45 protein-coding genes are annotated in these 24,809 nt (G+C 61.5%); 17 read left to right on the forward strand and 28 right to left on the reverse strand.

Translation table 11 applies throughout. The features are described from left to right. Positions 1 to 1,401 precede the first annotated feature (1,401 nt). On the reverse strand, positions 1,402 to 2,457 hold the full coding sequence (locus BM009_RS06050; RefSeq protein ID WP_093294709.1) for a hypothetical protein: 1,056 nt from the start codon (positions 2,455 to 2,457) through the stop codon (positions 1,402 to 1,404). A gap of 40 nt (positions 2,458 to 2,497) precedes the next feature. Here BM009_RS06050 and BM009_RS22135 point away from each other — a divergent pair, with 40 nt between their 5' ends. Continuing rightward, a complete protein-coding gene (locus BM009_RS22135) occupies positions 2,498 to 3,280 on the forward strand; it encodes a hypothetical protein (protein ID WP_139216546.1) in 783 nt (260 codons plus the stop codon). Positions 3,281 to 3,554: 274 nt separating this feature from the next. On the opposite strand, the gene BM009_RS06055 is transcribed toward BM009_RS22135, so the two are convergent. Continuing rightward, entirely contained in the window at positions 3,555 to 4,790 is a 1,236-nt protein-coding gene (locus BM009_RS06055; protein WP_093294711.1) for a tyrosine-type recombinase/integrase, read from the reverse strand. A 502-nt stretch (positions 4,791 to 5,292) separates the two neighbouring features. Between BM009_RS06055 and BM009_RS06060 the strand changes: the two genes are divergently transcribed. The 15 genes from BM009_RS06060 to BM009_RS06125 all read left to right on the forward strand — a co-directional run bounded on the left by BM009_RS06060 (position 5,293) and on the right by BM009_RS06125 (position 11,861). After that, positions 5,293 to 6,450 (forward strand): ATP-dependent DNA ligase, encoded by a 1,158-nt coding sequence (locus BM009_RS06060; RefSeq protein ID WP_093294713.1) that lies wholly within the window; start codon positions 5,293 to 5,295, stop codon positions 6,448 to 6,450. A 46-nt stretch (positions 6,451 to 6,496) separates the two neighbouring features. Next, positions 6,497 to 6,742 (forward strand): hypothetical protein, encoded by a 246-nt coding sequence (locus BM009_RS06065; protein WP_093294715.1) that lies wholly within the window; start codon positions 6,497 to 6,499, stop codon positions 6,740 to 6,742. Beyond that, positions 6,742 to 6,981: a hypothetical protein gene (locus tag BM009_RS06070; RefSeq protein WP_093294717.1), complete on the forward strand. Its 240-nt coding sequence runs from the start codon at positions 6,742 to 6,744 to the stop codon at positions 6,979 to 6,981. Before BM009_RS06065 ends, BM009_RS06070 begins: the two co-directional genes overlap by 1 nt. Positions 6,982 to 7,064: 83 nt before the next feature. After that, the gene (locus BM009_RS06075; protein ID WP_175487917.1) at positions 7,065 to 7,541 is read left to right on the forward strand and encodes a hypothetical protein; all 477 of its coding nucleotides are present in this window, start codon (positions 7,065 to 7,067) and stop codon (positions 7,539 to 7,541) included. Beyond that, positions 7,541 to 8,155, forward strand: coding sequence for a hypothetical protein (locus BM009_RS06080; protein ID WP_093294720.1), 615 nt, complete (start codon positions 7,541 to 7,543; stop codon positions 8,153 to 8,155). Before BM009_RS06075 ends, BM009_RS06080 begins: the two co-directional genes overlap by 1 nt. Further along, complete coding sequence (locus BM009_RS06085) at positions 8,155 to 8,553, forward strand: DUF2493 domain-containing protein (protein ID WP_093294722.1); 399 nt, start codon at positions 8,155 to 8,157, stop codon at positions 8,551 to 8,553. The genes BM009_RS06080 and BM009_RS06085 overlap by 1 nt, the downstream gene beginning before the upstream one ends. Positions 8,554 to 8,625: 72 nt before the next feature. After that, the gene (locus tag BM009_RS06090) at positions 8,626 to 8,934 is read left to right on the forward strand and encodes a hypothetical protein (RefSeq protein ID WP_093294723.1); all 309 of its coding nucleotides are present in this window, start codon (positions 8,626 to 8,628) and stop codon (positions 8,932 to 8,934) included. A gap of 214 nt (positions 8,935 to 9,148) precedes the next feature. Then, positions 9,149 to 9,451 (forward strand): hypothetical protein, encoded by a 303-nt coding sequence (locus BM009_RS06095; protein WP_175487918.1) that lies wholly within the window; start codon positions 9,149 to 9,151, stop codon positions 9,449 to 9,451. Continuing rightward, on the forward strand, positions 9,448 to 9,759 hold the full coding sequence (locus BM009_RS06100) for a hypothetical protein (protein ID WP_093294727.1): 312 nt from the start codon (positions 9,448 to 9,450) through the stop codon (positions 9,757 to 9,759). The genes BM009_RS06095 and BM009_RS06100 overlap by 4 nt, the downstream gene beginning before the upstream one ends. Then, positions 9,756 to 10,148, forward strand: a complete 393-nt coding sequence (locus tag BM009_RS06105) for a hypothetical protein (protein WP_093294728.1) — start codon at positions 9,756 to 9,758, stop codon at positions 10,146 to 10,148. Before BM009_RS06100 ends, BM009_RS06105 begins: the two co-directional genes overlap by 4 nt. Next, positions 10,148 to 10,375: a hypothetical protein gene (locus BM009_RS06110; protein WP_093294730.1), complete on the forward strand. Its 228-nt coding sequence runs from the start codon at positions 10,148 to 10,150 to the stop codon at positions 10,373 to 10,375. The genes BM009_RS06105 and BM009_RS06110 overlap by 1 nt, the downstream gene beginning before the upstream one ends. Next, a complete protein-coding gene (locus BM009_RS06115) occupies positions 10,372 to 10,617 on the forward strand; it encodes a hypothetical protein (RefSeq protein ID WP_093294732.1) in 246 nt (81 codons plus the stop codon). Before BM009_RS06110 ends, BM009_RS06115 begins: the two co-directional genes overlap by 4 nt. Positions 10,618 to 10,694: 77 nt before the next feature. Beyond that, positions 10,695 to 10,886 (forward strand): hypothetical protein, encoded by a 192-nt coding sequence (locus BM009_RS06120; protein WP_139216547.1) that lies wholly within the window; start codon positions 10,695 to 10,697, stop codon positions 10,884 to 10,886. 184 nt (positions 10,887 to 11,070) lie between these two features. Then, positions 11,071 to 11,217, forward strand: coding sequence for a hypothetical protein (locus tag BM009_RS22525; protein WP_175487919.1), 147 nt, complete (start codon positions 11,071 to 11,073; stop codon positions 11,215 to 11,217). Then, a complete protein-coding gene (locus tag BM009_RS06125; RefSeq protein WP_093294735.1) occupies positions 11,214 to 11,861 on the forward strand; it encodes a type II toxin-antitoxin system death-on-curing family toxin in 648 nt (215 codons plus the stop codon). Before BM009_RS22525 ends, BM009_RS06125 begins: the two co-directional genes overlap by 4 nt. A 324-nt stretch (positions 11,862 to 12,185) precedes the next feature. On the opposite strand, the gene BM009_RS06135 is transcribed toward BM009_RS06125, so the two are convergent. From BM009_RS06135 to BM009_RS06250, 26 genes are all read right to left on the reverse strand, one after another. Then, positions 12,186 to 12,365, reverse strand: coding sequence for a hypothetical protein (locus BM009_RS06135; protein ID WP_139216548.1), 180 nt, complete (start codon positions 12,363 to 12,365; stop codon positions 12,186 to 12,188). Positions 12,366 to 12,929: 564 nt separating this feature from the next. Further along, positions 12,930 to 13,814 carry a hypothetical protein gene (locus BM009_RS06140; RefSeq protein WP_093294739.1) on the reverse strand — a complete coding sequence of 295 codons (885 nt, stop codon included), beginning with the start codon at positions 13,812 to 13,814 and terminating at the stop codon, positions 12,930 to 12,932. A 696-nt stretch (positions 13,815 to 14,510) separates the two neighbouring features. Then, positions 14,511 to 14,837, reverse strand: a complete 327-nt coding sequence (locus BM009_RS06145) for a hypothetical protein (RefSeq protein ID WP_093294741.1) — start codon at positions 14,835 to 14,837, stop codon at positions 14,511 to 14,513. A 436-nt stretch (positions 14,838 to 15,273) separates the two neighbouring features. Continuing rightward, positions 15,274 to 15,465 carry a hypothetical protein gene (locus BM009_RS06150; protein ID WP_139216549.1) on the reverse strand — a complete coding sequence of 64 codons (192 nt, stop codon included), beginning with the start codon at positions 15,463 to 15,465 and terminating at the stop codon, positions 15,274 to 15,276. 17 nt (positions 15,466 to 15,482) lie between these two features. Next, positions 15,483 to 15,761, reverse strand: coding sequence for a hypothetical protein (locus BM009_RS22140; protein ID WP_139216550.1), 279 nt, complete (start codon positions 15,759 to 15,761; stop codon positions 15,483 to 15,485). Between the two features lie 334 nt (positions 15,762 to 16,095). After that, the gene (locus BM009_RS22530; protein WP_175487920.1) at positions 16,096 to 16,248 is read right to left on the reverse strand and encodes a hypothetical protein; all 153 of its coding nucleotides are present in this window, start codon (positions 16,246 to 16,248) and stop codon (positions 16,096 to 16,098) included. Between the two features lie 436 nt (positions 16,249 to 16,684). Continuing rightward, a complete protein-coding gene (locus BM009_RS06155; RefSeq protein ID WP_139216551.1) occupies positions 16,685 to 16,972 on the reverse strand; it encodes a hypothetical protein in 288 nt (95 codons plus the stop codon). A 3-nt stretch (positions 16,973 to 16,975) separates the two neighbouring features. After that, positions 16,976 to 17,326 (reverse strand): hypothetical protein, encoded by a 351-nt coding sequence (locus BM009_RS06160; RefSeq protein ID WP_093294745.1) that lies wholly within the window; start codon positions 17,324 to 17,326, stop codon positions 16,976 to 16,978. Positions 17,327 to 17,328: 2 nt separating this feature from the next. Next, positions 17,329 to 17,652: a hypothetical protein gene (locus BM009_RS06165; protein WP_093294747.1), complete on the reverse strand. Its 324-nt coding sequence runs from the start codon at positions 17,650 to 17,652 to the stop codon at positions 17,329 to 17,331. Positions 17,653 to 17,654: 2 nt separating this feature from the next. Then, positions 17,655 to 17,990 carry a hypothetical protein gene (locus tag BM009_RS06170; protein ID WP_093294748.1) on the reverse strand — a complete coding sequence of 112 codons (336 nt, stop codon included), beginning with the start codon at positions 17,988 to 17,990 and terminating at the stop codon, positions 17,655 to 17,657. Positions 17,991 to 18,011: 21 nt separating this feature from the next. Beyond that, positions 18,012 to 18,332, reverse strand: a complete 321-nt coding sequence (locus BM009_RS06175; RefSeq protein WP_093294749.1) for a hypothetical protein — start codon at positions 18,330 to 18,332, stop codon at positions 18,012 to 18,014. Between the two features lie 2 nt (positions 18,333 to 18,334). Then, positions 18,335 to 18,595, reverse strand: coding sequence for a hypothetical protein (locus BM009_RS06180; RefSeq protein ID WP_139216552.1), 261 nt, complete (start codon positions 18,593 to 18,595; stop codon positions 18,335 to 18,337). Positions 18,596 to 18,679: 84 nt separating this feature from the next. Further along, the gene (locus BM009_RS06185; protein ID WP_093294752.1) at positions 18,680 to 19,021 is read right to left on the reverse strand and encodes a hypothetical protein; all 342 of its coding nucleotides are present in this window, start codon (positions 19,019 to 19,021) and stop codon (positions 18,680 to 18,682) included. A gap of 55 nt (positions 19,022 to 19,076) precedes the next feature. Continuing rightward, a complete protein-coding gene (locus BM009_RS06190; RefSeq protein WP_093294754.1) occupies positions 19,077 to 19,430 on the reverse strand; it encodes a hypothetical protein in 354 nt (117 codons plus the stop codon). Beyond that, positions 19,427 to 19,744: a hypothetical protein gene (locus tag BM009_RS06195; RefSeq protein ID WP_093294756.1), complete on the reverse strand. Its 318-nt coding sequence runs from the start codon at positions 19,742 to 19,744 to the stop codon at positions 19,427 to 19,429. Before BM009_RS06195 ends, BM009_RS06190 begins: the two co-directional genes overlap by 4 nt. Next, the gene (locus BM009_RS06200) at positions 19,741 to 20,082 is read right to left on the reverse strand and encodes a hypothetical protein (protein WP_093294758.1); all 342 of its coding nucleotides are present in this window, start codon (positions 20,080 to 20,082) and stop codon (positions 19,741 to 19,743) included. The genes BM009_RS06195 and BM009_RS06200 overlap by 4 nt, the downstream gene beginning before the upstream one ends. Positions 20,083 to 20,091: 9 nt before the next feature. Next, a complete protein-coding gene (locus BM009_RS06205) occupies positions 20,092 to 20,466 on the reverse strand; it encodes a hypothetical protein (RefSeq protein WP_093294760.1) in 375 nt (124 codons plus the stop codon). Positions 20,467 to 20,469: 3 nt separating this feature from the next. Then, the gene (locus tag BM009_RS06210; RefSeq protein ID WP_254772180.1) at positions 20,470 to 20,871 is read right to left on the reverse strand and encodes a hypothetical protein; all 402 of its coding nucleotides are present in this window, start codon (positions 20,869 to 20,871) and stop codon (positions 20,470 to 20,472) included. An 85-nt stretch (positions 20,872 to 20,956) separates the two neighbouring features. Continuing rightward, on the reverse strand, positions 20,957 to 21,262 hold the full coding sequence (locus BM009_RS06215) for a hypothetical protein (protein WP_093294762.1): 306 nt from the start codon (positions 21,260 to 21,262) through the stop codon (positions 20,957 to 20,959). Between the two features lie 2 nt (positions 21,263 to 21,264). Continuing rightward, entirely contained in the window at positions 21,265 to 21,462 is a 198-nt protein-coding gene (locus BM009_RS06220) for a hypothetical protein (protein ID WP_139216553.1), read from the reverse strand. A gap of 38 nt (positions 21,463 to 21,500) precedes the next feature. After that, positions 21,501 to 21,722 carry a hypothetical protein gene (locus tag BM009_RS06225; RefSeq protein ID WP_093294766.1) on the reverse strand — a complete coding sequence of 74 codons (222 nt, stop codon included), beginning with the start codon at positions 21,720 to 21,722 and terminating at the stop codon, positions 21,501 to 21,503. A 3-nt stretch (positions 21,723 to 21,725) separates the two neighbouring features. Next, positions 21,726 to 21,938 (reverse strand): hypothetical protein, encoded by a 213-nt coding sequence (locus BM009_RS06230; RefSeq protein ID WP_139216554.1) that lies wholly within the window; start codon positions 21,936 to 21,938, stop codon positions 21,726 to 21,728. Positions 21,939 to 22,016: 78 nt separating this feature from the next. Beyond that, positions 22,017 to 22,274 carry a hypothetical protein gene (locus BM009_RS06235; RefSeq protein WP_093294770.1) on the reverse strand — a complete coding sequence of 86 codons (258 nt, stop codon included), beginning with the start codon at positions 22,272 to 22,274 and terminating at the stop codon, positions 22,017 to 22,019. 1 nt (position 22,275) lies between these two features. Beyond that, entirely contained in the window at positions 22,276 to 22,545 is a 270-nt protein-coding gene (locus tag BM009_RS06240) for a hypothetical protein (protein WP_093294772.1), read from the reverse strand. 629 nt (positions 22,546 to 23,174) lie between these two features. Next, a complete protein-coding gene (locus tag BM009_RS06245) occupies positions 23,175 to 23,396 on the reverse strand; it encodes a hypothetical protein (protein WP_093294774.1) in 222 nt (73 codons plus the stop codon). Positions 23,397 to 23,398: 2 nt separating this feature from the next. Next, positions 23,399 to 23,611 carry a hypothetical protein gene (locus BM009_RS06250; protein WP_093294776.1) on the reverse strand — a complete coding sequence of 71 codons (213 nt, stop codon included), beginning with the start codon at positions 23,609 to 23,611 and terminating at the stop codon, positions 23,399 to 23,401. 380 nt (positions 23,612 to 23,991) lie between these two features. On the opposite strand from BM009_RS06250, the gene BM009_RS06255 reads away from it, so the two are divergent. Further along, the gene (locus BM009_RS06255; RefSeq protein WP_175487921.1) at positions 23,992 to 24,705 is read left to right on the forward strand and encodes a S24 family peptidase; all 714 of its coding nucleotides are present in this window, start codon (positions 23,992 to 23,994) and stop codon (positions 24,703 to 24,705) included. Positions 24,706 to 24,809: the final 104 nt, after the last annotated feature.

Here is a 24,809-nt window from a genome sequence, read left to right on the forward strand (position 1 = left end):
TTCTGGATTAGCCCGCTGAGCTTGGGTGCACCGGTCGCCCTGCTCTGCTCAAGGGCGAGCAGCCGCGCTGGCGCGGCCGGCACGGCGCTCCGGATTAACCGCTTGCTCCAATCCTCGACAGGCTGCGCGGAGCAACGGCCGCCACTGTCGAGGACCCGCACCTGAGTCGTCGTAGCCCCGGCGCGCAACCTGCCGGTCTCCCGCAGGCCTGGGCTCTGAGCACCAGACTACGCCCAGCACATCTCCGAAAAGATTCTTGATGAGGCCCGCGCGCGCCCTCGGCGTCTCAGCGAGCGGAGGAGAATGCCGTGGTATCGTCCACCACTTTAACAACCATCGAAATGACGGTGATCGCCCTGTCGCGCGGCGACCGAGCTTCCAGCCTGACGCGACAGAACGCTCTCTGTCGCTTGATGCTCGGACAACGGCCCAACTTGCGACTGGCAAACCCGCGGCTCGAGGCTCTGCGACGATATGCGGTCCTCCTCCGCCTGCACGGGTCGGCGCTATGCATAGCGGAGCGCGAGCGTCTCTGCGATGCGGGATTTGACGACTGGCAGATCGGCGAAATCGGCAGGCTCGTGATGCTGTCCCTCCCCGAGGAAACTAGCTCGTCGACCAGCGCCTTCAGGCGAATGCGTACGTGCGAGCCGATCTTTCTGCAGCTGCCCAGGCGTGGGGTCGGCTTACGCTTCCTCCTGCGCCTGCCGCATATTCCAACTCCGCTTGCGCAGCAACGTTCGAGCGCTATCTGTTCGCGTCCGCTTTTGGGAAGGTCGCTTAGTATTTGGAATTGCTGGAATTGGGCGCGGAGGGGCTGCGGATCGTGCCAGATCGTATCTGGCGATGTCACAACAAGTGTGAGGCAAAATGTGGGGCCGCGTTGCGAGGATTCGCACATTAACTGCTGATTCAATGCTTTAAGATCAGCCTCAGGCTTCCTCCCGCTAACCCGCACCCGATCGGTGCAGGAGGCTGTGCGATTAGCGAGGCGTGCACAGAAGCGTCGCCCGAATCTTCTCGCCGAGAGTTCATTTGAGCGCATTTCGTCCGACGATGTTTTCCGTACATTTTCCGTACGCCCGTCGGGATGCTTCGTTAAGTCAGTGAAAAGAAAGTGCACCCGGCAGGATTCGAACCTGTGTCCTCTGTCCTCGGAGCGGCGTGTCAACGTTCGACTGGACGTGGGACATTCCTGCCGTTCCCGACTATCATGCCGAACGGCATGTTTTGTCATGGGCCGACATTCAGCATTGTCGCGCCACCAGTACAATTCACCTGATGGCAGGGGAGGCGCGCGACCCGACTGCACGCTGCGGCACCGATGTGGTTTTGCAGGCCCTGCACATGGCGGTCTGGCCGCGTAAGCCAAAGAACCGCGCGCTGAACCTAGTTGCGCGTCTAGGAAGCAGGTGTTGGCAGGATGCCGACAATAATAAGACGCTTTACCTTCTTTGCGCGATCTCGAACGAAGTAGGTCTTGAAGTAAACCAAATCCTTTTTCATGTTGTCGATGAGGGTTTGCCGGATGATAGGCAGAACGTCCGATGGAATGCTAAAACTTATCATCTTCGCGCCATTCTCGATGCGCAGCTTACCCCATCCATTCTCTTTATTGAATTGAGTGATATCGCCAAGGATCGGAGTGATAACACGATCCACCGCCGCCGTTTCGATATCCCGAGCCATTTTTCTGTCGAGGAAGAGAACGGACTCAACAGGCCCTCTTTTCTGCGTTGTGATTTCGAGCGTGTTCGCGCTCTTTCGCAGTGCGGTTCCCATTTCAACGATCAGGGGCGCAGCCATCGCCAACAGCTTTTGACTCTGGTCCTCCGTAATGTTCGCAATGGGTTTGGCAGCGGCGGCTAATCGTCGCTCGCGATAAACCTCAGCGACACGACGCTTGATAATCTTCGATGTTTCAGGTGAAAGGGAAGCCGTCAGTTTGTCGCCTGCTAACACGGCCTCCGCCATGTCATCGATCTCAGCTACCTCTAAATCATTGTCCTCGACTTCATCCTCGTCCTCGTCCTCGTCCTCGTCATAGTCCAAAGCGGGTAATACGACTTTCGCCATCGTAGCCTCGTCAAGCTTCTCGATGACTCGTTCGGCTACATAGGCAACCAAGTCAGACAGTGCTATATTCAGAAATGCATCTGCGGCGGGCTTAGTCTCTTCGACGTTGTAGTTGAAGGATCCGCTCTTTTGGGCTACCAACTCGACGTCATGGTTGCTTTTATCGCTGATGTTGGTGACGAACTTTCCGGTAGCTCGAAATTGTGCGAGCTTTACTAAAAGCCGCGCTGCAGCATACTGAAAGCGCGCCGCTTCATAAAAATTCATGCGGTGATCGTCCGCTCGCGCGCCTTCGAAATGGAAGGTTATTCGTTCGGCCACTTTGCGCCCCCGCTCTGAAAGGCCGCTGGCCTTCTTGCCTTGTGGCGGCAAACCTCGCATTCTCTATGCGGCTTACGCAAGAGAGAACAGAACGGGATCAATGAACGATATTAGTATCGGGGCGGTAGGAGCCGCGATTATCGCGGGCTTTGTGTCGATACTTGGCCTTATAATCGGCAAAGAGCAGAAGATTTCTGAGTTCAGGCAGGCGTGGATCGATGATCTGCGAAAGGGCATGATCGCTTATCTCGTTCAGATTAACGCCATTGCTGATGCCATTCGTGCGCGAGCCCAACCCGATGCTCCAAACACGACAGCGATAATAGATAGCTACAAGGCTCTTAACGAGGCGAGCCACGGGATTATACTGCGGATCAATCCGACCGAGGAGCCCGCGAAGGCGCTTCTTAAAAGCATGGAAGCCTTCGAGAGTTTGGCAGCGATTAACGCGAACCTGACACCAACCAACATTAAGGCCGCAGAAGAGAAATACGTTGAGGCATCCAAGGAGCTATTGAAGGATGAGTGGAATAGGGTAAAACGTGGAGAGCGCACCTACGTAGTATCCAAATACACGGTTGTAATATGTATCGTTCTAATGCTAATACTTATGGCCTATCTGTGGCGCACGTACACTCCGAAACCGCCTGAAAACCTGTCGAAGGGCGGGGCAGCAACACAGGTGATCAATAATGAGGTGAGTTGTTCTATCGCCGGTGCAGTGCCGCCACCTGCGCGACTTACCGGCTCGGATGTCGGCACGGACCGTAGGCGATCTACAAATCAGAACGCGGTACAACGAAACGGCTCCAATTCCTGTCTAGCACCTGCCGTTCCCAACCGCCAGCAATCCGGGTCCGTTGTTGCTCCGGATGGCCCCTAAGAGCCTCGCCGTGGCGAGACCGCACAGTTTATCGGCACACGATTGCTCCCCCCAGCCACGCGCTTTGAACCGCACCGGTTTCGCGGGTCGGTCCAACTCGCGAGAAAGCCAGGCCAGATGCCTGAGATTAGCCCGCGGACATTCCGTTTTCGCGAGGCCCATCGGCAGCTTCCGGCATTATCTGCCGTTCAGAGCATAATCCGCAAACGACGTATTCTGGTCGACCGCGACCTCCGCGTGCTGCTGATCGGCAGTGGCAGCGTTTCTCATCCAACTAACTTCGATTTTCAGCCGCCTGTCCGAAGTTCCCGTTCAACACCTTCGCACCGTCGCGCAGGAAATCGAGATGATCGGACCAATGCTGCATCATCCGCACGCGTTCGTCCCAATACTCGCCTCGGGTGTAGGCGCGGCGCACGGCATTGTTGTCGCAGTGCGCGAGCTGTCGTTCGACGGCGTCGGGGTGCCATAGACCCATTTCGTTGAGCAGCGTGGCTGCCATTGCGCGGAAGCCATGGCCGGTCATTTCGTCCTGCGCATATCCCATCCGGCGGAGTGCTGCATTAATCGTGTTCTCCGACATCGGCTTTCGGACGGATCGGAGGGATGGGAAGAGATAGCTGCTATAGTCTGCGTCGTGCTCGATCGAGGCAAGGATCGCGAGCGCCGGGCGGGAGAGGGGGATCGCATGAGCTCGCCGCATCTTCGTCTTGTGCGGCGGAATGGTCCAGATCGCCCGTTCCAGATCGAAGTCCTGCCATTCTGCGAAACGTAGCTCGCCAGGGCGGACGAAGACGTGTGGCAGGAGCCGCAGCGCCGCGAGGGTGTTCGGCTGCCCCTGGAAGCCCTCTATGGCCCTTAGGAGCTCTCCTGCGGCCTTTGGCGTGGTAACAGCTGCGCGATGTGCTGGCTTGGGCGCGATCAGTGCGCCGCGGAGGTCGGCGGCAACGTCACGCTCGGCGCGGGCGGTGGCAATCGCGTAGCGAAATACCTGCGAACAGGTGCTGCGGAGCCGCTTTGCCGTCTCGTAACGCGCGTTGCCTTCCATCTTCCGCAGCATCAGAAGCAGTTCCTGCGCGGATATCACGGCGATCGGGCGCTTGCCGATCGACGCGTTGATGAAACCGAGAAGCCAGCGGAGCTTCTTCATCGTGACCGGTGAGCGGCCTTCCTTTTCGACCTTGGACAGCCATTCGTCCGCAACCGCTTCGAAGCTGTTGGAGGCAGCGACGGTCGCCGCTACCCGATTGAGCTTGATCCGCTCGGCGGGATCTTCGCCGCGGGCCAGCACTTTCCGCGCGGCATCACATTCTGCGCGTGCCTCTGCCAAGCCGGTGTCGGGCCAAACCCCGAAAGCGAGGGTCTTTTGCTTCCCATAATGCCGAAAGTTCATCCGCCAATAGCGTCCGCCGGATGGCGTCACGAGCAGGTAGAGCCCGTCTCTATCGCTTAGCTTGTAAGCCTTGCCGCGAATCTCTGCGGCTTTGATGGCAACCACCGACAGCGCCATGATGGTATCTCCCGTCGAAGCGACCGGCACATGCCATCAGAAATACCATCAGCTTGTTGGTATGTAGTGGCATTTTGCCAGCTTGAATGAGAGACTTATACCACCAAAAAACCGCAGAAAACAGCCAGTTATGGCATGTTCTGGAATGCCTTGAGAAGGCAATTTGGTGACCCCTACGGGAATCGAACCCGTGTTTCAGCCGTGCATTGCCCAACACACATATTTTCGCGGGGTAGGGATCGCGGGTTTACCTAACTGAGTGCAATGCTGTGCAATGCTATGCACGCTAGAATCACCTAACCGCGAAGCACCGGGTCGAGCTTGGGGACACCGCTGCCCGGTGGGATCTAGCACCTTTCGAGCTGCAGGCGAAAATAAATATTGCGCCCGAAAAGCGTATGTGCAACGACACACACAAGAAGCGCGATCGAGGTAGGAGTCGAAAGCGCGGTCACCGCGGAGGAGCCGGTAGGACGGCAAGCCCGCAAAGCGAAGGAACCCCATGCAGAAGAAGTTCGAACAGCTCTATAAACTGGACAGCAAGGGTAAGACCCGCGTCTGGTTCATGGAGCAGGATGGGGCGAAATATCGCACCCACGACGGCATCCTGGGCGGCACCGTCAAGGCGTCGAGCTGGCGCACCGCGAAGGCGACGAATGTCGGTCGCAGCAACGAGCGCACCCCGATCGCCCAGGCCTCATTCGAGATCGACGCCGCCTACGTGAAGCAGCTGAAGGGCGCCTATTACGACAACGTCGCCGACATCCACCTGGGCTGCCGCTACACCGAGCCGATGCTCGCGGAGACCTACAAGTCGTTCGAGCCCGGCGACGCTCAGCCCAAGCTCGACGGCGCGCGCTGCATCATGAAGGCCGCCGGCGGCTTCTCTCGCGAAGGCGAGGCGCTGCCGGGCGCCGCGCACATCCGAGCAGCGCTCGATGCGATATTCGAGAAGGCGCCGAACCTGATGCTCGATGGCGAGCTCTACAATCACGAGCTGCGCGAGAACTTCAATGAGCTGATGAGCCTCATCAAGAAGGGTTCGCCGCCGGCCGAGCGCGCCGCGGAGATCGAAGCGACGATCCAGTACCACGTCTACGACATCCCCTCGATGGTAGGCGTGCCCTGGGAAGCGCGGCGCGACAAGCTCCGTGCGTTGATCAAGGCGATCAACCACCCCTCGATCGTCTATGTCGAGGCGCTCCCGGTCAACACGCCGGAGCAGTTCGACGAGCTGCACGTCCACTGGTGCGGCGCCGGCTTCGAGGGATCGATGTTCCGCAAGCGCGACGGTCTCTACGAGCAGGGCAAGCGCTCGAAGAACCTGCAGAAGCGCAAGGACTTCGACGACGCCGAGTTCGACATCATCCCGGGCGGCATCGAGGAAGGTGAGGGGAACTGGGCAGGGGCCGCAAAGCGCGTGATCTGCTGGCTGCCGAACGCCGACCGTTCGATCGACCTCAGCGACGACAAGGCGCGGAAGGCAAACACCTTCGAGGCCGGTCTTCGCGGCAAGTATCCGGCGAACGCCAAGCTCTTCGCCGAGCGTGACCAGCACAAGGTCGTGACGGTGCGCTTCTTCGGCTGGACCCCCAGCGAGATCCCCAAGCCGCGCTTCGGCGTGGCGACCAAGTTCCACGGCGCCGCGCGGACGCTGTGATCAACCAGCCCGGCCTCGCGGCCGGGCCACAACCCGAGAGAAGATAATGCTGAAGCGGTTCATCAACTGGCTGGCGCGCAAGACGCCGCAATACAAGGCGCTCGAGGCCAATCGCGACGAGTGGCGCGACGACTACCTCGAAATGTGCGCACGTCGCAGCACCTGGGAGAAGAAGGCCAGGGGCTACCAGGACGTCCTGGTGGAGATCACCGGCTCGATCGAGAGCATCACCACGCCCAACGGCACGCTGCGCAAGATCCGCCGCATGGCGAACGAAGGCCTCGCCGGCTGATGGCCAGCGTGCCGCCATCGGTCGCGCAGGCGATCCAGGACCACGTCTTGGACTTCGAGCGAGAGACCAAGAACAACGGAAATCCGCCGTTCTATATGCGCGATCTGACGGCCGCGGTGCTGGCCAAGGTGGTAGCGGCGCCGGATAGCCCGGGCCGTATCCTCCGCATGTTAAAGCGCCAGGGCTTCGTCGACTATCGCGTCGAAGATCGCGCGCGTTCGCTGTATCGGTTTGTCTGATGACTGTGTCGAGCAACACACACGCAATTTTGCGGTCTCACTCATTCGCGAAGCTGATGCGATATGCTGATCGACAAGCTCTCGTGTTTCTGACGCGCGACGAGACCGGGTCGCTGAAGATCATCGTGCAGCTGTGGTGCGTTCGCGAAGACAATCAGCTGCGCATTTCGCTCGCGGTCGACGGCGCCGACGATGAGGTGATCGCCCAGGGCTTTCACACCCTGGACGAAGCCCAGCTGAAGCGAACGCTGGACGAGCTCGGCGTCGACAAGACGCTGGCGCAGCTCGAACAAGCAGCCCTGCCGCCGGCTGTTACGAACGCACAGCCGGCTGCTGATAGCGAGCCGAGGGTCTACTTCGACTGCGGCCAGTGCGGCGAAATCGGAAAGGTGGCCGACCTGAAGCAGCACGCCACCCGCCCCATGCCGGACGATATCGGGTTCTGTCCGAAGTGCCGCGTAGAGGTCGACGACGTCCTGAACGAAACGGAGGTGCGCGAGCGGCTCAGGGAATACGACGAGGACCCGGACGCGTTTCTCGCGAAGCTCGGGGCTGGTTGATGACCGATCGCGGCATTCTGATGCTGAAGCCGATAGGCAGCGTGCCGCGCGACGGGCGCACTGTCGGGGTGTTCTGCCCCGGCGAGACGCCGGAGCACGTCTCCTGCCGCTGGTCGAGCGCGCCCAACGAGGATGGTACCGTCGCGTGGGAGGGGTTGATGTTCGTCGAGCCGATGCTCGCCGACGTTTGCCCTGACGGCCCGCAGAACGCGACCCACTGGTACGATCTGCCGAGCATCGAGACCCAGTTGGTAAACCCGGCGTGGAAGTCGGAGCGAGAGATGCTTCGGGAGTCCTACGAGCAGGAGTTCGGCCGCCCGCGCGACAAGACCTGGCTCGGCGAGCTCGAGCCTCATGAACGCTTCACCCAAGAACAGCGGGCCGTGCTGATGGAGCGGCAGCTGCGGGCGGATGCGGCCGACGTCTACTGGTTCGTTCAGTTGGAGCGCCAGACTGATGATATCCGCAATCCTCTGCGCTCCGGCTACCGCAAGATTTCGGCGCCCTGTCCGGTGCTGCAGGACTTCCGGCCGGAGCGGGGTGACGCCTACATCGTCGTGCCTTCCGGCAACATTCAGCGCGCCGAGTGGTCGGTGCAAGGCGAGCCAAGCTGATGCGCGTCCTGGTCACCGGCGGCCGGTACTTCAACCTGGTCGACGAGGTTCATCGGGTGCTCAGCCGCGTCCACCAGAAGCACGGCATCGAAGAGCTCGGAGAGGGCTGGGCGACGGGGGCCGACGAGCTATGCCGCCTTTGGGCGCTTGCTCACGGGATACCCGTCGCCAGCTATGAGGCGAACTGGAAGACGTTCGGCGGCCGGGCAGGGATCATGCGCAATGCATCGATGCTGCGCGCGTTCAAGCCCGACCTTGCGATCGCATTTCCTGGCGGGGATGGCACCCGTGACATGCGGTACCGGCTGCGCGAAGCTCGCGTTCCCACGATGGTGGGACGCTTCACCGACACGAGCGAGACCGCTCTAGCCTGGGATCTGTGGCGCCCCGGGCATTGATCCGCCACCGCAATTCGCTGTTGCGCTGACAGCGTGTGCGTTTTAACACACACCAACATTCACGAGGTTCAAATGCGAAAGATCTTCAAGGCTTCCATGTTCGCCGCCGCGGTTCTCCTGGCCGCATCGCCGCTCGCCGGGTGCTCGGACGCGCGCATCGCAAAATTCCAGGCGCTCGGCACGCCGGCGCGGGTCACCTGCTACTCAGGCGGACGCGTCATCCTCGACGACTTCTCGACCGGCAAGGTGCTCAGCGAGAGCGAGAGTGACGGCATCTACTTCAACTCGCGCACGACCGGTCGCCTGATCGAAACCAGCGCCGACTGCGTCATCGACCACATGACCGCGGTGCCCGCCGGCTGGACACCGGTGCTACCGTGAGCGGTAGCCCAACCGAGCTTGAGGCTGTCGTCTACCGTGAGATCAAGCGGTCCGGCGCCCGCGGGGCAACTCTGGACGACGTTGTTCTGGTCACGCAGCTGGATAAGGTGACTGCTTCCCCTCGCTTCCGGCCGCTCGAAAACAAGGGGCTCATCAAGCGCGCCGGGAAGCGACCTGGCGCCGCGGGGCGAGGTCAGACGGTATGGGTGACGGCTTGAGCGGCGGGGCCGAAGACCTGCTTGACGCCGAGGTCGACGAGCTCCTGAAAGAGCTCGCGGCCACGGAGCAAAAGGCGAGGGCAAGCGATCTCTACCGCCAGTTCATGGCGCTACCGGATGAGCAGAAACGCGCGTGGGCGGAGATGATCATGCCTAGCATGATGCCGCGGTTTTTCGAGCCGATGAAGATGGACATCAGCTCGGAGCGTGAGAGCGACAGCTTCAGGTATCGCATGGACTGGAGCTTCGCGCCGGTGGTGCGTCACCCTAGGTCGATCGTGAGCATCCAGAGCGTATGAAGACGCTGCGGCCCGAGAGCCCACCCGGCGGCGTCCGCTATCGACTGAGCTTCACCAAGCCCGGCGAGATGGAGAACGGCCGCGCCTGCCGGGTCTACTGCGAGGAGGAAGAGGCTGACGAGTGCATCGTCGAGCTGAGCGGCGTTCGCTGGACCGACTGGCGTTTCGGGCGCAGCGAACGCGACCCGAAGCAATGGGATAGCGATCTCCAGTATCTCCTCGACGCCTTCCAGCACGCGTTCGCCCAGGGCGTCACTCACCAGAAGAACCAGATCCGCGACCAGCTGCGGGAATTGATAGGTCTATGACGCACAACGAGGGCAACACGAAATACCGCCTGCAGCGGCTCATGGCGTCCCGTCAGTGGCTGATCCGTGCGGAGACGTTCATCGCCGGAAAGCCACAGCCCCTGATCCATATCGAGAAAATCACGGATGTTGGCCAGGACGAGGAAGGCGCGCTCGTCGAGGGACTGCAGCGCCTGCGGCCAAAAGTGAAGCGCGGCGAGGAGCTCGCCTTGGGGCGAGACGTCTCTCTTCCGCCGGACCCGGTCGTCGATCGGATCGTCGCCCGAGAGCGCGCGCAGCGGGAGAAGGCCGAGGAAGCTCGCCGACGCGCGCTGGACGAAGCGCAAGCTCACCGTGAAGCAGCTGCTCGGCAGCTCGATGAAGCCAATCCGATGTGGGGGATGTTCTGATGGCCTCAAACCTCATCTGTGACACGGGCCGACACACCCTGTCGACCGAAGCGATCAACCGCCACTGCCATCACTGCGTGATGGAAGCCGCACGGCAGCGTTGCATCGAACGCGGGGAGGGGTGGCGCTGGGGCGTCGAGACGATCGTGGTAGAGGTCAACCGCGACGACGCGGCCGCCTTCCGTGTGCTGGTGGGCAGCTTCCGCAACGCGAGGATCCTGACATGATCACGATGGAGGAGAAGGCTGCGGCCTGGATCGTAACCGCACGACACATGCTTCGACTGAACTCGGCCGGGCCGCTGCACGCGGTGATCGAGGACGGGAACGTCGACGACGAGCACCTTTGTGCCGCGCTGGAAGACCCGGCGCTCACAGAGGCAGAGCGCCACTTCGCGACCATGTTCCTGCAGTGCTTCACCGCCGACGAGCGCGTGGCCATCTACGAGCTGACCACCGGCGCCAGCTGAGGCGTCGAGAGCAATGCCCTCTTTGTGTCATGTTCGCTCGCTGCTACCTCCAGGTCTCCCAAAATGAGGAGAGAGCGATGGATAAGCAGCAGATCGCGGACATGCTGGAGAAGATCGACGCCAACCTGAAGTTCATGTTTGGTGAGGCGGCGCGTCTCGCCGGGTCTCCCAAGGAAGGCTTGGGCCGATACGAGATGTGGGACGACAAGACCGGGGAGAAGATGCCCGACCTGGTCGAGCTGGCCGCAGCGGTGCGCAATCTTCCTTGATGGCCAGACCCCGCCGGCCCTATCTGTGTCGGCGGGGTCAGACAGCAACGAATCGGGCCGAGCCATGTGCCGATCGTCGCGTTTTCCCTGCGCCCGCACTCAACCGTTCGTTGACTTCTGCGTTGTACCACCGATATTGACGTAACGGTCAATACCGTTACGGTCACAGCGCTAGGAGGGCGAAATGGCTACCAAGTTCATTGCTGGCGACGCCACCACGACCCGCCGCAAGCGCGTCGCGCGCCCGACCGGCAAGCGCGTCGATATCGGCAAGGTGGTGAGCGACATGCACGATCGCTACCCGACCGTTATGGCGCACCTCGCTGAATGAGTGAGCCGCTCTGGCTCACTACGAGCGAGATAATCGAGATCAATGCACGCATCGTTGCGAGGACGGAAGAGCCCTCGTTTGTAAAGGATTGGCCGGCGCTTGAGAGCGCGGCTGACCGGCCTCGCAACGCATATGGCTACGGGCAAGATGACATTGCCTACCTGGCCGCGATGACGTGCGTTGCGATCGCCCAGAACCACCCGTTCATGCAGGGCAACAAGCGCACGGCGCTGATCGGAATGCAGGTGTTCCTGCAGAACAACGGCTACAGCTTCAACGCGCCCGACGTGCGCGAGGTCTCCCAGCTCATCTATGACGTGGTCGAGCATCGCCTCGATGTTGATGGCCTTGCCGACCGCTTCGATCCGTGGATCGAGGAGCTAGGGGAGGGGTATAGCGGCATGGATCTCGGCGACCTGATCGCCGGAATGCCAGCGCAGTCGTTCTCGATCCACTTCACCGCTGGGAGCAAGTTCGACGGCGGTGGTGAGATCAACCTCACGCCCAAGGGAATGAAAACCATCACTGTATCTGTGCTGCGGCAGTCCGTTGACGCCGTTCAACATGAGGCAAGACGGCAAGCCGCCCAAGCGCGCTTCTGGTCCAAGGCAAAAAAGCGGCCGCCGGGCGACGAGCCAGCCTAACGGTGCTTCTTCTTGGCCGACCGCAGCGCGTGGAAGTAGGCGGTCACCACCCGAGTGCCATCCACAGGGCCAGGATCCGGCCGCCGGGCGGGAACCACGAGCACCTGATCCGATCGGCGGCAGGATGAGCACCTGAAGTGCCGGCTGGCGGCCGGCAGTTCCAGGGGCCAGCCGCGCTGGCGGAATTGCAGCCAGATGATCGCGTCGATCCGCTCGCCTCGAGCGCAGCGGAAGCACCACACCCTGATGTCCTGTCCCGCCTGGTCTATGGCCTCAATGGTCCGCATCGGTGGAACATAGACGGAACACTCACGGCCAGCCAGATCAGAAATCGATGTCGCGGCGCTCCATCTCCGAGGCGAGCGCCTCGACCGCCGGCGTTGTGGCATCGCCACACGCGGCGGCCGTGCGCTGCCACTGGTCCACGAGTTCCTGGTCCGTTTTCCCGGCGAGCTCGCGGGTCCACTGGTCCAGCTGGTCCTTTGTCCAAGGGTCCGTCGTCATCCTGGCAGCATGGTCCAGCTGGTCCAGCGAGGCAAGTGGGGCAGGGAGCTCGGCGGTGGATGGCACAAGCGGGCTCATCGGCGCCTGTGGATGGCAGAGTGATCGGACCACCGGCTGATAGGCGGCATCCGGGTCTAGCACTTGACGCGTTTTCTAGGACCTCCTCCTTGACAGCACTCCGATGGTTGCGAGTCGCGGTCGATGCGAGTCGCGCTTCTGTCAAGCAAACGCGACACTGTCTCTAGAGCGTTTTAAGCTACGCTAGAGCGCATAAACGAAAAAGAGCTAGTGCGACCGCTCTAGCTCTTTGATCGTGCTCTAGCGCGCGTCGTAGCGCATTCTAGCGTATGCTGCTAACCGCATTGCGAAGCTTGCGCGCAGCGGTGCGAACCGCGCGGTTATCGCTAGAGCAATCGCGTGCGATGATAGCGCGAGCGTTAGCGCACTTGCGAAGTGCGGTGCGAACCTTGCGCTTGTCAGTGCGAGACATAATCAAACCTCAGTAATAGCGTTGGTGCGGTGCGTAGCAGGTAGGTGCGCACCGAAGTGCGCACCTTGTTAGCTTCACTTCATGAAGTCAGCGCGGAACATCGCGAAGAAAGCGTGCGAACCATCAAGCGCGATAGCGTCGCGGTTCTTCTGTACGCTCTTGATCGCACCGAGACCGAGAACGTCTAGAACGTTGCGCGCTTGCGACGACTGCGTCTCAGCACCGCTAGTCATTGCAGTGTGCGCTTGTTCGGTGAGGTAGTCGATCAGCTCTTGATCGCTGAACAGGTTCGTAAAACCTTGCGAGCAAAGAAAGCGACGATTCATGTCGTTAGTGATATCGGTGCAACCGCGATCGGTAGCAACCAGTGCGCAAGCGATGAAAGCGCGCGTTACCTTTTCGAGACGCGAACCGAAACCAGCGACGTACTTAGCGATTTCGGTAATCTTCTTGAGCGCTTTCGCGTTAAACATCGCGTTCGACGAAACCTTGCGTTCGATGACGTCGCTTGCGTTGATACCGAGCGCGAGAAACAGACGCGCAATCGCTTGTTCATTTGCAAGCATGCGCTTGCGTTCGCGAGTGTAAGAATTGTCTTCGCTCAGCGAAAGACCGTTGCTCGCTTCGAAAGCGTCGCGACGCTCGAAGCTTTCGCGCACCGACTGCACCGCATCTTGCACGGTGACGGTATCGAAAGACAGCGCAACGTCGCGCAGCGTGACGACTTCGCTTGCGTCGGTGTTTTCGAGCGATGCGAGCACGTCGGCAACGTCGTCAGCGTCGAGCGTGTCGTCGATGGTCGCGACCGAGGTGTCAGCGTCACCGATGATAGCGAGCGCACCAGCGCTGGCAGCGAGCGTCAGACCGTTCTTTTTCGCATAGCGCTTTGCGGCTGCTTCGCTCTTGAACGCGTGAACCGAAACCGAACCAGCGACGTCGACGAGATTGAAATCGATCATGATAAAGAACCTTTTCGTGAGAAGCTGCGAACCGCTTCGCAGCACCGAACCGCTTCGGTGAAATCAGTTCTAGTGTGTTCCGACATACACGCAAGCGCTTTTCCGCTTTTTCTGAAAAACCGCAGGAAAGCGCGCTTTTTGCACGTCGACTACAAGCGTGGTCGTACCAGTGTGCGAGGTTTTTGAGCGCGAATCACCGCGAATCGCTGTGTCGTTTCACACGATTCGCACCGCGCACCGATCATGCGATTCGCAGTCGCGGTCACCGCGGCCCCGATTAAGACGAAACCGCGCGCTCGCACGTCACGCGCGCACACGCATAGGCGCCGCGCGCCATGGCACCCCTACGCCCACGCGCACGCGAGTTCGCAAAATCGCCCATCCCCGAAATCGCCCAAGGACCCGAGCCCAATATGCCCACCGAGCCATACGGATTTTGAGCCATTCATCATCCGAGCCCATAGAGCTCCATAAGCCCATGGGAGCACCTGGGCACCATGAGCCCCGAAGATCCATGGCACCACCGCGCCCGGCGAGCACCATTGGTCCATGGGCATCCATGGGCATGCCGAGATACGCGAGATCCATGGGGTGGTGCGCTCCCGAGGACGCATGGGGGATGAGACCCTCGGGAGCGCTTGCACCGGGCTCGCCGAAATGGGGAAGCGAGCCCAGGCAATCAGTGAATTTCGTGGATCATGCCGCGATGGCGATGATCTCGATAGCGGGCGCAAGCTGCTGAATTATTTCCATGAGCGCGCCCATATCGCTCCAGTGACAGCGGATGGATGCACCCCGAGGGCAAACGACCATCTCGAAGGGCATGGGCACGATGGGGGCGCCGCGCATGGTGGGATGCAGGACCATGATGCCCGAGAACCGCGAGGCGCCGGCTTCGATCCGCCAAGGTTCGCCCATCCGCGCACGCACCATGGACGCGACGGCGTGATCGATCTTCACGATTTCCGTGTGATCCACCTCGGGGAGGATGGGCATGCCATAGGTGGCGAGCGTGACGTTCATGGGATCTGGCCTCTTCGATTACTCGCGAGCACCGCTGCTCGCTGAAACCGATATGAGCGCATGCGTGCATGGATGCGGGCGGCTTTATGCACCGGCCGCGCGAGCCTCGATGAGCCCAAGCATCAGGAAAGCCTGGTGCCCATGGACGCCTGGAGACGCCGCACGCCTAGGGAGCCTGGGAACGCCTGAAGCCCATGGGCACGCCTGGCTGCACGAAACCCGCGGCGCTAGGGGTCAGCAACGCCGCGGGCTCGACGGGTGTGTGGGATCAGGTGGCTGGGGTGTTGGCCACCACGAGGCTGACAAGGCCGGCGATCATGCCGATGGAGGTGATGGTAACGCATGCCAGGTGCGTCTTGAGGGCATTAGCCACGAATGTCCTCCCATGCGGTAATGAAGCCGATGATGGCCGATGCGCCGAGAAAGATGGGCCAGGTCATTTGGCCATCACCTTGGTGCGCTCACAGGCGAACGATACCATGGCAATATCGCCGGCGGGCTTGATGTGGGCGGGGACCCGGTAGAGCGGCTGATTGTTGGTGCGGCGAAGCATGCCCAGGCAGCTGCCCGCAGTCGGCGCGCGATCTATCACATATTCCGTGGGCTGCCCGCCCACCGTGATCGTCATGACGAGAGCCCAGAACATCAGCGGGTCTTGCCACCGAGGCGGCTCTTGCGTCGCGCCCAGCGGGCGCGGCGAGCGTCGCGATCGGAGGAATTGATGCCCGGCGCGATACCGGTGGCGAGGGCGAATGCGATGCTTTCTTCGCGATAGTTGGACATGGTCACCTCTTCATTCTGCGAGCACCGCTGCTCGCTTGCTGAAGCTGATATGATCGTCCTGTCCGGTGGATGCGGGTGGGTATGCGAGCCTGGTCGACGGGATCTCTTGTCCTCGCCGAGCATCATGGGCGCGGTGGGCATAGCGGATCCATGGATGCCCATGGGAACGGTGTGCTCTTATTGGCTCAGATACGATCGAAAAGCTCGCCGGGCTCCATGGGCGCGGGGAGGCATTGTCCTCATGGGCATATGGGATCGCTGCCGTACATGGAATTTGGGAGCGTGAGGGGCGGGTGCCATGGATGCCCATGGATCTCAGGGCACAAGCAAATGCCGCGAGAACCCCATGCTCTCGCGGCATTCACCCCTCGGCCAGCGGGAAAAGGAACCGGCTGGCGTCGTTGCGGTCTGGTTTTTATGATCGCCCTTGTGACCGCGGGCAAGGGCTATTGGGTCAGAATGAGCGACGGCCGGGTTAGATTGAGTGGTCGCGCCGGAGCTTGTTTAGCTCGTTTTCCTGATCCGTGGTGAGGTCGTCCGTGCACAGCAGATCATCCGCCTCACTCCTCGCGTCGGAGACTATCTCCTCGATGCGTTCGATCCGCCGCTTGAACTCTGCATCGTCCATTTGCGCGTGCTCCTTGATGCGCGTTGTCTCGTTGATCTCGGTATAGCGATCGTTCCGGCGGACTAAAGCGGCTTGTTGACGGCATCAAGCTTGGCGAGGGGCGGGAGGCTATGGGCTCGGGTGACCCATGGAGCGCGTGGATTTAGGTGGGCGTGGGGCTGGATGGGCGCTCCGAGATTTCGGTGCCCGGCCGTGTAGGGCAGAAATGACAAAGGGCGTTCGGTTGAAAGTGAGCGCGCGAATTTCCTCGTCCAGCGTCAACCACGAGCTCCATATGCTCCAAGCACTCCATATGCCCGGTGAGATCCATGCTTCCCTTACCCCATGAGTACCCATCGCCCCTATGATCCATACGCTCCGATGTGTCCCTAGTGCGTGACCCTTCCTTATGGGTGGACGCCTATATGCCTGGTGCCTTTGAACGCCTGGGGAATGCCTAGGAAGCCTGTGTATCGGGTTGGCCTAGGTCGTAACCATCGAGATTGGTGGCGATCTCCTCGTGGATCGACACCTCGCCTTTGTCGATGTGGACGATCAGCGTTTGGTGTTTGCCCGTGGGTGCTTTGATCCGGCCTTTGCTCATGGTGATCTCGACGTCCTTGGCGACATAGTCGTTGCATCCGATCGAGATGACGGCTTCTGCGATGCGAATGACGTCCTGGGTGGTGTCGATCGCCTCGGGTGTGGTGACGGTCACGCCGTCTCCGAGTTTGATGTGGGTCACGGATCAGTCCTCTCCGAGATATGCTGCTGTCGTCGCGAACCTGATGTGCGTGATGACGCGCTCTCTGGTGAGGGCTTCGGTGCGGCCGAGCTGCCACGGCTCCTCATCGTCCGACTTGGTGCAGAAGAAGGCATGGTTCGCCTTGGCATTACGAGCGTCGATTGCTGCGATGAGCGGCTCGACCAGATCGTCGTCCCAGGTTTCCGCGATCCACTCCAACAGGTCAGCCTGACCTTCGAGGGCGATCGCCTTGGCGTTCGGTGTTGCCAGCCAGCTCGCGAAGTTCGGGCGGGGCTCTGGCTTGGGCGCCTGGTCGCTCACCGCAAAGCTGGAGAGGGAGCGTGGGTCGATCATGGTTATGCCTTTCTCTCGGGGATGTAGCGCCAGCCCAGGCGTGGGTGCTTCTCGGGGATCAGACGCATGCCGACGAGCTGCTGCGGGTCATCGCAGCCGCGACGCGCCGCCTCATTGTGGATCAGGCGCAACAGCGTTCCGCGGATCTGAACCTTCTTGCCATTGGCATCCGCGATCAGCTCGCCGAAGCTTGCGTCATGCACCGCCGTGATGGTGACGGGCACCGGCTCGCTTCCATAACCTGCGGACCGCAGGAGCGGCAGCCTGTCGTGGCGTTCGAGCTCCGCGGCTCGCATAGCCTTGATGCGTTCTAGGGCGCTGCGCATGGTCACTCTCCCTTCGCGATCCATCTGCGGGCCAGGGTGGTAGCGCCGATGATCAGCCATATCAGCCACAAGGAAGCGCTGGCGACCGCGAGTGCTTTCCACGGGATGGTCGCCCGATCCTGCGAAAGCCCGGCCTCGTACTCCTTGATGCAGTCTTCGTAGGTGGGCAAGTCGGCGGTCCACGTCGACTCGAGGCGCGGGTTGCAGCCGATCCGTTCAAGATCGTTGGCTACTCCCCTCGCGACGTGTTCGCCCGCCATCCACGATCCCGCGAACGCTATGGTGAAATAGGCAGCGGATAGCGTGGCCGCGAGGCGAGCCCGCTTGGTCTTCAACATTCCCGTCGTCCCCCTGTGTTCTCAAATCGCCCGCGCGATCCTTACGATGGTCTCTTCCCAGGTGAAGCTGCCATCGCCCTCTTCATGCTGATTTTTGCCGTCTGCCTTGCCCGCGAAGCAGAACTGCTCGACGTGGGCTCGACGCGGAACCTCTACATAGAGGCTGATCGGGTCACCGGCATAGGCGGCGGCGAGATATTCGACCATGTGGCTCGCGACAAGCCTGGCGTCGTCGGGGTTGCCGTCCAGGCTGAACTCCGCGGCGAACGCTGGGGAGGCATATGCTTCCATGCCGGGGATCGCCTCATGCTGGCGCCACACCTTGATGATGATCTTGCCCATGGTCAGAACTCGTACTTCTCGGCCCACCACGCCGTGATCCGCTTCCAGACCTCCGCCGGCTCGATCTCGCTGGCGTTCTCGATCACCAGGTCGGGCAGCGGGCTCATCATCGGATGGATGTCGAAGATGATCTGGTTACCGCGCCGCTTGGCGGGGACTGGGCACTGGTCGTCGGGCAGGGTGTTGGCTTCGGCCGAGCCGGGCGCGAACTCGCCGAGAAACGCACCGGTCATTTGGTTGAAGTAGAGGTAGGTCTTGGCCATCGTCGCTTCCTTTTCATCGAGCACCGCTGCTCGGTGATTTCGGTATGCGCGCTGCCGGTGATGGATGCGGGTGGGCAGTGATCGTCAGAAGCTTGCCCAAAGGGGGTGCGCTTCCATGGAGCTGTGGTCGATAGGCTCGGGCTGCAACTCTTCCAGGTCGCTCACGCCGATGCGGCTGCGTTCATTGCCGTGGCGATCTGTCCATCCGCACTCCAGCGTCAGCTCCCACTCTCGCGCGTTCGATCGATGGGTGGTTTCGATCTGAATGCCGCGGAAGCTGACTATACCGAGGCTGCCGAGCAAGTTCTCGTTCGCCAGCGCCATGCGGGCGTCGTCACGCATTACAATGCGCCACACCGGGCAGCCCTTTTCACGGGCCAACTGCAGCCCGTCGTCGATCTGCTCCGTCAGGGTGCGGAAGGTCATGTCACTGCCCCATGGCGGCTTCCCATCCCGCTTTGATGTTGTCGAGGCTCATCAATCAGATACCCTCCCTGACCGGCGGGAAGTAGATGGTGATCGTGTCTTCGTGGGCCGAGAATGCCCAAGCATGATTATTCCGCACCTCGAAAGGATGCGGCGCGCGATCGCGCTTGTGCGCAATGATGTAAACGGTCGCGGGATCGTAGTTGCGTTCGCTGCACGACAGCTCCACTGCGTCCAATAGAGCCGTAGTGTTGACGCCGCCATAACCCTGGCCCACCCAATCCATCAGCTCGCCGGTCCCAATCATGCAGACGGCACCTACCAGTGCGGAGGGGCGCCATCCCGTCTCGGGCGGCTCCAGATCGCGCAACCAATCGGTGAAGTTCGGGCGCGGCGAGGGCGTATTCATTCCGTGGGCTCCTCGTCCGCCTCGGAGATAGGCGCTTGCTTGATCGGCTCCTCGAAGGCGCAGATATTCAGCTTCACGACCTTCGGCTTGTGCCAGGGCGGCTGCTTGTCAGCGTGCTCCTTCGCGTCACCATGACACTGGAACCAAAGCGTGCGGTCTGCCCACGCCGTCTGCCCGCTGGTATAGCCTTCGCGGGAAGGGTGTGTGTAGCCGCCCACCGTGTCGACGAGGTAGATCAGCTTAGGCCGAAACCTGAGCTGGCCTTTGCGAAGGCGTAGCTTTCGTGCCGCCTCCATCAGTTCGGCAATCTTCATCGTTCACCTTTCCGCACCCACCGTGCTACGAGCAGCACGGGCGTGACGATTAGCCAGATCGCTATCAGCGTGCCGGCGGCGCGCGTGATTGCAAAGTACCAGGCGCGATCATTCAGCCATTTCATTCTCTCATCTGCGCCAGCGAGGCAGTCGACGTAACTATCGCCGGGCTGGGGAGAAGTAAGCTGGGTCTCGCACACCGTGCTTATGAATTGGTCATGCTGGCTCGTCGCCAGATAGCCAGCGAGCCAATACATGGCGCCTATCGCCAGTATGAGATAGGCGCCGGAAAGCGCGATCGCGAGCCGTGCGCGCCTAGTCTTGAGAGTTATCCCCACGTTTATCCCCTATGCAACTGTGTCACCCATCACACCTGAATTGAAAGTGATCAAGGGCACGCGCTCAACGCCGAGCGCATCGCAATCGTCCAGATATTGCTGCACGCGCGCCATGGTGACGTCGTGCTCGTGACGGCACTGCGCCTGGATGACGCACCCGAACCCATACTGTTCTGCGTCCTTGATGAGCGCCGCCACCCCGCGCTCCTCGAAGCCGAAGTCGCCGGAGATATCTTGCAGGTCGCCGTTGGGTGCCCAGGATGCCGTGATGACGTCGGAGCTCGCGACGAAGCCGAAGCAGGGCCAGTGGATCGCGAACGCCATGATGTCGGCGGCGGGGATGAAGGCCGAGAGGCCCCCATCGGTATGTCTGGTGACCAGCATCGGTCAGGCCGCCAGGCTGTCGGCATAGGCGTTGACCGGCGCCAACGCAGCCTCGAGGCTGCAGGCATAGTCGCTGATCACGTCGTCGCCACCATTGCCATAGACGAACCAGACGAAGCCGACGCGCTTGCCCTCGGCGTCGAAGGCGATCAGGCGATCATCATCCGTGGTGTTCATAGCCGCCATGATCTCGCCGATCGAGGTGGACCGGGTGACAGTGGTCTCCTCGCCATCATAGACGCTCACCGAGTAGCCGGCGTCCAGAAGCGCCTGGGCCGCCTTGCGAGCAATCTTGCCCTCGGTCTCGATGCGCTTGATGAGGCGCTTGTAGCCCGCGTCGGTGGGGTCGTAGTCGCTGCCGCTCTTGATGCGATCGATCGACTGGCTGAAACCCGACTTGTCCATGTGATGTGTCCTTTCGTCACCGCACCGCTGCGGTGATTCTCTTTTCGCATGCGCTGCCGGTGGATGCGGGTGGGCTCGATGAGCCTCAGAAGGTCCCGTAGAGGGGGTTGCCCTCCATGGCAGCGAGCTCGGCCTGGCGCGCGTGCCGGTCACACGCGGCGTCGGATCGCAGCTTGGCGATGGGCAGCAGCTGGTCGGCCGGGCACGCGTCCTCGCCGAACCAGTTCTCCAGGCGCGTCAGCGTGCCCTCGGACATGCCGTAGACTTTCGCAGCGCGTTCCAAGGCGTCATCTAGGCATTCGAAATCCTCGTAGACGTGGACGGTGTCGCCGCCGACCTCTTCGAGCGAAGCGTCCCAGTGCAGACGGAAGCCGCCATCGGGGATAGGCATGGTCAGTCCTTGATAAGCCCAGCTGCCCGCATCTCCGCAAGGCTAGGCATGTGTTCGTTCCCGCGGGACGCGCTGGGCTCCAGGTGCAGGATCAGCTTGGTCAGCGGGTCGACGCCATCGTCGGTGACGGAGCGGATGACGACGCGATCGGGAGCCATGGAAACCAGCTGCACGCCGGCATGTCGCAGGATCTGGATCATCCGCGGGTTGTTGAGCGGAGGGTAGGTTCGGGCGCCCATCAGATGCACACCGCCTGGTCGAGCTCGAAGCGGTTGTACGCTCGCAGCATGTACTCGCGCCATTCCAGGCTGGCGTCCGGCCAAGCCTTCACCTTCAGGTCGTCGAAGAAGATGCTGGCGACACCACCGTCCGTCTGGCCGAGCAGCAGCTGGATGGGGGCAACTGCCTTGTCCAGGTTATCGACCTGGCATGATTGGGTGATCTGGTCGAACAAGGTCATGGCTCAGGCGGCCTCACCCATCACGGTGATCTCCGCGCCGCGATCCGTGGCAGCGATCGCGTCGAGCTCTTCCAAGAGCGTCGCGATTGCCTCCAGATCCGCGTCGGTGTTCTTGCCGCCAACGTCGACGTGGTTGTCGCTCGCGCCCTCGAGACCGATGGTGATACAGCCTGCCAGCAGCTGCAGCTGCCGATCGTTGAGCATGAAGCTCGCCATGTTCGTTTCCTTCTCTGTCACCGCACCGCTGCGGTAAAACCTATATGACCGAGCAAGCGTGCGGATGCGGGTGGGCAGTCATGCGGCGAGCAAGGGCACGCACTCGCCAGTCCTGAAGAGGTGCATTCGCTGCCAGATGGTGAAATTGCCATCGAGCTCCCCGGCGAGGATCTGGGCTACGGTCGACTCCAGCTCCCTGATCCAGGCCTTGGGGTCGTTGCACCGGGTCTCACCCGACCGGATGCTGGCGATCAGCCGGCGCTCGGGCTCGGCCGCGAACTGTCGCGCAGCCTGGCGATCGTCGAAGCCGGGGACGGGACGGGCTGCGCTTGCCATGTCAGCAGGTTGCGATGCGGACCCGGGTATCGCCGGTCGGGCGATGAAGGATGCCCGGCGTATTTTCGATGATGCGGACCTTGTAGCCCGCGCGCCGGTACTTGATCGCGAGGACGCCGGCCTGCCGGCGGGCTTCGTTTTCCTGCATGACGCCGATGCGACCGGTGCTGCACACGCCCGGCGGATCGATGATGATGGTCTGGACGGGGCGCGGGGCCGCGTCGAGCGGGACCGGCAGGGCCGGGGCGAGCAGAAGGGCGAGGAAAAGCATGGGCGGCTCCTTTGGCCTAGAGGGATACGAATGAAGGGAAGGGGGAGCGTTCGCCTACTCGCGACAGACCAGGCGCCACTCTTGGCCCTGCTCCAGTCCTTTCGTGCCTACTTGCTCCCCAGCTGACCGAGTGCTCGCGCGCTCATCCTCGGCCCTTGGTGCCCGTTGGGCTTTATTTCCTCTTGCGAGGCGTGTGCGTTTCGTTGTGCACCGCTGGCCTTGTGCGGTTGGCTCAGCCGGCCGATCTACGTGTCGGCGTCGCTATCGTGATGCATTCGCGCTCCTTCGTCGCCTACCGCGATGTGAGAATTGCCTCTTTTCAAACCCTGGCGCGCGTCGTGCGGCGCTGGACCCAATGTCGCCGGTCAGCTCGGGGAGCGGGCAGTTTTCGGGGATGCCAGCCCGATCTCTATCGCTTCATCATCGTTCCTTTCGTCAGCGCGTTGTTTGCTTCACTGCGTTGGTGTGTGTTGTCTAGCACAGCTTTTGTGTCGCACAAGTGGCGTTTTGGTGCTCATCAGCCCGATGATGGTTGACAGAAAACGCCTCGCTGCCGTCAACAACCGACCAAGAACCGTCAACCTAGGGCGGAGTAAGTTATTGAAAACAAACGTCTATGTTGTGGCCGCTCACCTGAACACCACATTCGGGAAGATCCGCTTGAGAGCGGTGCGCCAGTGCGCATCCGTGTAGCTGTGGTGCTGCAGGGCGCGATAGGCCCCGCTGTCGTGTAGCGATCGATAGGCTTCCGACCCTTCAGTGACCTTGGCTGGCCACGTACGGCGCAGGCCAAGATCCTGCACGATCAGATTGGTGGCGATCTGGACGTGGTCGTCGGTGATCTTCGCCATGCTCACTTGTCGCCGAAGCCGATGCGCAGGCGCAGCGTGCCGTGGATACGCTCGGTGCGCTCGACCAGGCGATCGGGCTGCTCGCCGCGCACCATCTTCTTCCAGTCGCGATTGCGGATGCCCGAGTTCGCACCGGTGGGGATCTTGTCGACCGTACCGCCCTTGCTTGCGAACAGCGCCACCGCTTCGGCGGTAGCGAGAGACATGCGTGCCATCTGAAAACCTCATCGTTGCCGAGCACCGCTGCTCGGTGATTTGGTTGTGCGCTCCGATGCGCGCGGATGCGGCTGGCTTTCGCGGTTATTATGCGGCGAGTGATGCGCTGTGCTGAGCTGTCAGGCGCCCCAGCTGGGCGGCGATCTCCAGCATGGTGTCCAAGTCCTCAACTGTGGCCGCCTCATCGTAGGCACGCCAAAGAGCGTCGCGCGCTGCGAAGCAGGTGGGCCGGCGTTGGGGGAAGGGGATGATTGCGACGCTCACTCGACTCGACTCCGCTTTGATGAAGCCAATATGTGCGGTCCACAGACCGCATTTGTCAACGGGTGTCCCGCATTTTGCGGTTGATAGACCGCGGCGGGAACGATACACGCGGGGCATGACTGACCCCAACGCCATTCTCATTGATCGGATTGATGCCCGCTTGCAGGTGCTCAACCTGTCAGATCGCAAAGCGTCCCTCAACGCGATCGGCAAACCCGACCTGATCCGCGACATTCGCCGCGGCAAGAAGCGTGCGGAGCTTCCTGCGCTGGCGCGGGCGTTGGCCACGACGGTCGATTTTCTGGAAGGGCTGACGGACAACCCGTCGCGCGCCGAGCCAGTGAGTGACGGTGCTCCCCAGATGCCCCGCCCAGAGGAGATGGAGAAGGACATTCCGGTCTACGGCACTGCCCTCGGCGCGGAGGTCAGCTTTTGGTCCGAGCACAACGGCGAGGTGGCAGTCGAGCAAACGGACCTGAACACAGGCGAGGTCATCGATTACTTCCGCCGGCCGCCAGCCCTACGTGATCGCCGCGACGTCTACATGCTCTACACGGCCGGATCGTCCATGGCGCCAGCGTTCGAGGAAGGCAGCCCGATCCCCGTGGATCCGAAGCGACCGCCGGCGATCGGCAACTACGTGGTGGTCTATCTGCGGGACCAGGACGATGAGTATGCGGCGGGCGTCCTCATCAAGCGCCTCGTCAAGCGCTCGGCCAGCTTCATCGAACTCCAGCAGTTCAACCCGCCGGCGACGTTCCGCCTGGAACCGCGCCAGTTTCGAGCGGTGCACCGGGTGATGCCCTGGGAAGAAGTGTTGGGGGTATGAGCGATTTTAAGCGCTTCTGAGCGCGTCTAACGCGACGCGCGGTCGCACTACCTAGAGCGCTCTAAACGCGCTGAGCGAGCGCGAGAGAGCGATTTAGAGCATAT

Origin of the sequence: Sphingomonas sp. NFR04, assembly GCF_900114095.1 — a bacterium.
Taxonomy (GTDB): domain Bacteria; phylum Pseudomonadota; class Alphaproteobacteria; order Sphingomonadales; family Sphingomonadaceae; genus Sphingomonas.